This window comes from Actinomadura sp. NPDC048032 (assembly GCF_040653175.1).
GTDB classification, from domain to species: Bacteria; Actinomycetota; Actinomycetes; order Streptosporangiales; family Streptosporangiaceae; genus Spirillospora; species Spirillospora verrucosospora.
Genome location: NZ_JBEZJP010000563.1, coordinates 1 through 4,195, shown reverse-complemented (window position 1 = coordinate 4,195; position 4,195 = coordinate 1). Strand labels below are relative to the sequence as shown.

Here is a 4,195-nt window from a genome sequence, read left to right as displayed (position 1 = left end):
TGTCCCCCCCGGCCCGCGGGGCGCCGGGGGCGGCGCCCGCCCGGGGTGACCGGTGCGGGCGCCGCTGTCGTGGTCACGGCCTGCGGGTGGGATTGACCGCGTCCTCCTCGGCCGGCGTGATCGGCGTCGGGCGCTCCTCGTCGCCCTCCCTGGCGGCCTGCCGCTCGTACTCGGTGACGCCGAGGCCGTCGCGGCTCTCCTCGGGCTCCTCGATCCTCAGCTCCTCGGGCGGGTCGTTCACGTACTCCTCGGTCAGGGCGATCTGCTCGTCCTGGGTGTTGTCTCCCATGTCATCGATGTCCTCGCGGAAGTCGCGGGACTCACCGGGCTCGCGTGCCCTCATGACTCCTCCCGGTCCGGTTCGGGTTCGCTGATCGGACCGGTATCCCCGATGCCCGGCGCCCTACTCCCGGTCGCGGACGGCGACGAGGCCGCCGACGACGCCCACGTACGCGGTCCCGTCCGGGCCGAGGGTGACCGGCGCCCAGCTGTTGTCGAACCACTTGCCCGTGCCGGTGAGCACCTTGTAGGCCGTCCGGCCCGTGTGGACGTCCACCGCGGTCAGGTACCAGGCGTCGATGAGGTCCCGGCGCGGCTCCTTCGTGTAGAGGTAGAGCAGCCCCGCGGGCACGGAGACCTTGGAGACGGTGGACGGGGAGCGCTCCGCGCTCGTCCAGACCGTCTCGCAGCCCGTCCCGTCCGGTTTCACGTCCACGCGGCTGACCCCGCCCACCGACGACCCGCCCGGCGGCAGGTCGAAGAAGTTGCGGTAGCCGTAGTTGTTCTCGACGAACAGGCTGCGGCCGTAGCCGATGAGCGAGTTGTCCGTCGCGCTGGCCCCGCTTCCGAACACCGGGACCTGGCAGACGAGCCCGCCGTCCTCCGCTCGGCGGACGATCACGTGCATGCGGTCGTCGGCGTTGTCGGTGACGGCCACGTAGCCGTCGCCGAAGAACGTGGGGGTCGTCCCGGACCCCTGGTCGATCTGCCCGGGCTTGCGCCCGCTGCCCCGGTCGTACGGCTGCCGCCAGACGATCTCCGGGGTCCCGTCCGCGCCGGCCCGCATCCGGTAGAGCGCGTGGTCGGACACGACCGAGACGCCGTTCTCCGCGGCCGCGAACGAGTTCTGGACGCCCTCGCCCGCCAGCCGCGTCATCCGGACGGCCCCGGACCCGGGGTCCACCGTGCCGACCCGGCCGCCCCTCGTGATCCACCAGATCAGGCCGTTCCAGTCGGGCCCGACCGCGGTGACGGGGTCGCATTCCCCTTTCGGCCACGGGTTCGTCCAGGTGGCGCAGTCGTGGGGGAGGTGGCCGCGCAGGTCCCAGTCGTCGGTGACCGTGAAGCGCCAGGCGCCGTCCGGGCCCTTCTCGTGCGCGAACCGGCGCAGATGGAAGGACGAGTCCGCCAGCACCGCGCGGTCCTGCGGGTCCAGGTAGTAGTACGCCCCGCCCGAGGTGTCGGTGAACACCGTGTCGAGGTTCAGCGAGAACACCGCCTGGACGGTGGACGGCCTGGGCGGCAGCTCGTAGGTCGCGAGGTCCTTCAGCGTCCTCGGGTCGATCAGCCGCAGCGTGAGGTTCTGCCCGCGGGTGCACTGCGCGACGATCAGGCCCGTCCGGCGGGCGAACGTCACCGTCGAGCACAGCCCCGGCAGCCCGCCGCCCTTGGCCTCGGCGAGCACCTGCGGATCGCGGCCGAGCGGCCCCAGGAACGGATAGGTGTCGGAGGCGTAACTGTCGGCGTGCATGGACGACGTCCCCACCGGACCCTGGTGCGGGTTGGCCGGGACGGGCCGCCCCGCCAGAGGGGCCGGAGTGGCGGGCGCTCCGACGTAGGCCGGGACGAGCCCTCTGCCGGGGCCGTCGGGGATCGGATCGGCCGCCGCCGGGACCGCCGTGCCCACGAGGACGGCGGACAACAGGACGGCGAGCAGGGGTCTGCGCATGGAGGGCTCCCTTGACCGGACATCGGGTGGCCCCGGTCGCGCCCTCCGGACGACCACCGCGTCGAAAAGGTGATCGTCCGTCGCGCCCCGATGGTTACGATCCGGGGCATGGGCGTACAAGCTGTGATCTTCGACTGGGGCGGCACGCTGACCCCCTGGCACGACCTCGAACTCGCCGACATCTGGCGCACCGTCTGCGCCGCCCACCTCCCGCCGGACGCCGTCGAGAAGACCGTCGCGGCCCTCGTCGCCGCCGAGGACGAGCTGTGGCGCCGCGGCACCGAGGAGCACCGCAGCGCCACCCTCGCCGAGGCGTTCGCGATGGCCGGGGTGGAGCCGACCGAGGCCCTCCTGGACACCCACTTCGAGACGTGGACCCCGCACACCCACACCGACCCCGCCGTCCCCGGCCTGTTCACCGCCCTCCGCGAGCGCGGCATCAGGATCGGCGTGCTGTCCAACACCATCTGGACCCGCGAGTGGCACGAGCGCGTCTTCGCCCGCGACGACGTCCTCGACATGCTCGACGGCGCCGTCTACTCCAGCGAGATCCCCTGGACGAAGCCGCACGCCGAGGCGTTCCGCGCCGCCATGGACGCCGTCGGCGCCACCGACCCGGGCTCCTGCGTCTTCGTCGGCGACCGCCCGTTCGACGACATCCACGGAGCCAAGGCGGCCGGCCTGCGGGCCGTCCTGATCCGGCACCAGACCACCCACGCCTTCGATCGCCCGGGCCTCACGCCGGCCGACGCCGTCATCCACGAGCTGGAGGAACTGCTCCCGCACGTGGAGCGGTGGCACTCAGCCTGACGGCTTGGCGGCCACGATGAGGTCGCGGGAGATGGCCTGGTCGACGCGATGGCGGAAGCCGCGGTAGGCGTCGGAGTCCCGGACCTCCAGGCCGCTGGCCGCGAGGATCTCGGCGAGCTGCTCGCGGCGGCCGACGAAGGTGTTCCAGGAGATGCCGACGGCGCCGCCCGGACGCAGCAGCCGCGTCCACTCGGGCACGGCGGACGTCAGCAGCTCCACGGGGCTGCGCGACAGCTGGGGCCCGCCCCTGCGGCCGGGCTGCGCCCCCTTCGGCCGGCTGCCGTGCTGGACGCCGTAGGGGGCGTCGGTCACGATCAGGTCGAACGACGCCGGGCGGAAGAACCTGCCCGCGCCCAGCGAGTCGGCGTTCACGACGGTGATCTCCATCGTCTCGCCGCTCTTGTAGCGCTCCTTGGACGCGCCGAGCGTCACGTGCAGGCGGCGCCCGAGGACGGCCTTCTCGCGGCGCACGTTGGTGATCTCGGCCTGGTGCTTGACCCGGTTGTTCTTCAGCCAGGTCTTGATGAAGGCCGCGTAGGCGTCGAAGTCCTTGCCGTCGATGTCCATCCCGGCGGCGTCCAGCCCGTACATCATCGCCTGGTTGAGGGTCGTCCCCCGCCCGCACATCGGGTCGAAGACGCGGGGACGCCCGGTCACCAGGTCCAGGGGCGAGTCGGTCGCCATCGCCGTGACGTTCAGCAGCAGCTTGGTGAAGTACTCGTTGGTCTTGCCCGAGTACTTCTGGATGGTGAGCAGGTCGCTGCCGAACAGGTCCAGCGGCTGGAGCGCGACCGGGCGGAGCAGGTCGCCCTCGATCTGGAAGAGCGCGTAGAGCGACGACAGGTTCGACAGGAGGCGCACGTCCTGCTCCGTCAGCCCCTCGGCGGAGAACGTCACATAGGGGACGCCGCCGATCGCGGTCTCCTCGATGTCGCGGACGCGCCCGCCGAGAGCCCGTTCGCTGAACACCGCCAGTTCCGCCTTGACCAGATCGGCGGCGGCCTGGGCATAGACCCGGTTGTGCGAGGGGGAGACGAGAAGGCCGTACGCGGTCATTTGGTGGACCCTACTGGACCCCGGGCGCGAAGACCGCCGTGACGGACGCTTCAGGCGGCCTCCGCGCGGTCCCCGGACGGGCGTTCCCGCCCGGTCAGGCCGCTCGCGCCGCGCGGTCCGCGGGCGTCTCGCCGCTCTCGGCCGGAGGCTCGGGATCGGGATCGACCGGGGCGGCGGGCAGGGCCCGCGCCTCTTGGGCGGCGGGCAGCTCCGGCGCGTCCGGACCCTCCACCGGAGGAAGATCCGGAAGGTGCCGCGCGGCGGCGTTCAGCAGCTCCCCGACGCGGCTCTTGAGGCTGGCGAGATCGGCCCGCGCGACGTCCGCCTGCGCCTGCGCCCTGCGCGCCTGGCGCCGCGCGGCGTCGCGCTCGGCCGCCAGCC

4 protein-coding genes and 1 pseudogene are annotated in these 4,195 nt (G+C 72.8%); 1 reads left to right on the top strand and 4 read right to left on the bottom strand.

Going from position 1 to position 4,195, the window contains the following annotated elements; translation table 11 throughout:
• Positions 1–73: 73 nt before the first annotated feature.
• A complete protein-coding gene (locus tag AB0C69_RS38935; protein WP_185023171.1) occupies positions 74–343 on the bottom strand; it encodes a hypothetical protein in 270 nt (89 codons plus the stop codon).
• 60 nt (positions 344–403) lie between these two features.
• Positions 404–1,948: a hypothetical protein gene (locus tag AB0C69_RS38930; protein ID WP_360361131.1), complete on the bottom strand. Its 1,545-nt coding sequence runs from the start codon at positions 1,946–1,948 to the stop codon at positions 404–406.
• A 108-nt stretch (positions 1,949–2,056) separates the two neighbouring features.
• Here AB0C69_RS38930 and AB0C69_RS38925 point away from each other — a divergent pair, with 108 nt between their 5' ends.
• Positions 2,057–2,758 carry an HAD family hydrolase gene (locus tag AB0C69_RS38925; protein WP_360361128.1) on the top strand — a complete coding sequence of 234 codons (702 nt, stop codon included), beginning with the start codon at positions 2,057–2,059 and terminating at the stop codon, positions 2,756–2,758.
• On the opposite strand, the gene AB0C69_RS38920 is transcribed toward AB0C69_RS38925, so the two are convergent.
• Together AB0C69_RS38920 and AB0C69_RS38915 are read right to left on the bottom strand one after the other, a co-directional pair.
• Positions 2,750–3,814 carry an SAM-dependent methyltransferase gene (locus tag AB0C69_RS38920; protein ID WP_360361125.1) on the bottom strand — a complete coding sequence of 355 codons (1,065 nt, stop codon included), beginning with the start codon at positions 3,812–3,814 and terminating at the stop codon, positions 2,750–2,752. The genes AB0C69_RS38925 and AB0C69_RS38920 overlap by 9 nt on opposite strands.
• 94 nt (positions 3,815–3,908) lie before the next feature.
• Positions 3,909–4,195, bottom strand: a pseudogene (locus AB0C69_RS38915) (hypothetical protein); the annotation flags it as partial.

Bases quoted from the DNA above. Each gene is read 5' to 3' on its own strand.
- AB0C69_RS38935 (WP_185023171.1), bottom strand. From the start codon at position 343: ATGAGGGCACGCGAGCCCGGTGAGTCCCGCGACTTCCGCGAGGACATC.
- AB0C69_RS38925 (WP_360361128.1), top strand. From the start codon at position 2,057: ATGGGCGTACAAGCTGTGATCTTCGACTGGGGCGGCACGCTGACCCCC.
- AB0C69_RS38930 (WP_360361131.1), bottom strand. From the start codon at position 1,948: ATGCGCAGACCCCTGCTCGCCGTCCTGTTGTCCGCCGTCCTCGTGGGC.
- AB0C69_RS38920 (WP_360361125.1), bottom strand. From the start codon at position 3,814: ATGACCGCGTACGGCCTTCTCGTCTCCCCCTCGCACAACCGGGTCTAT.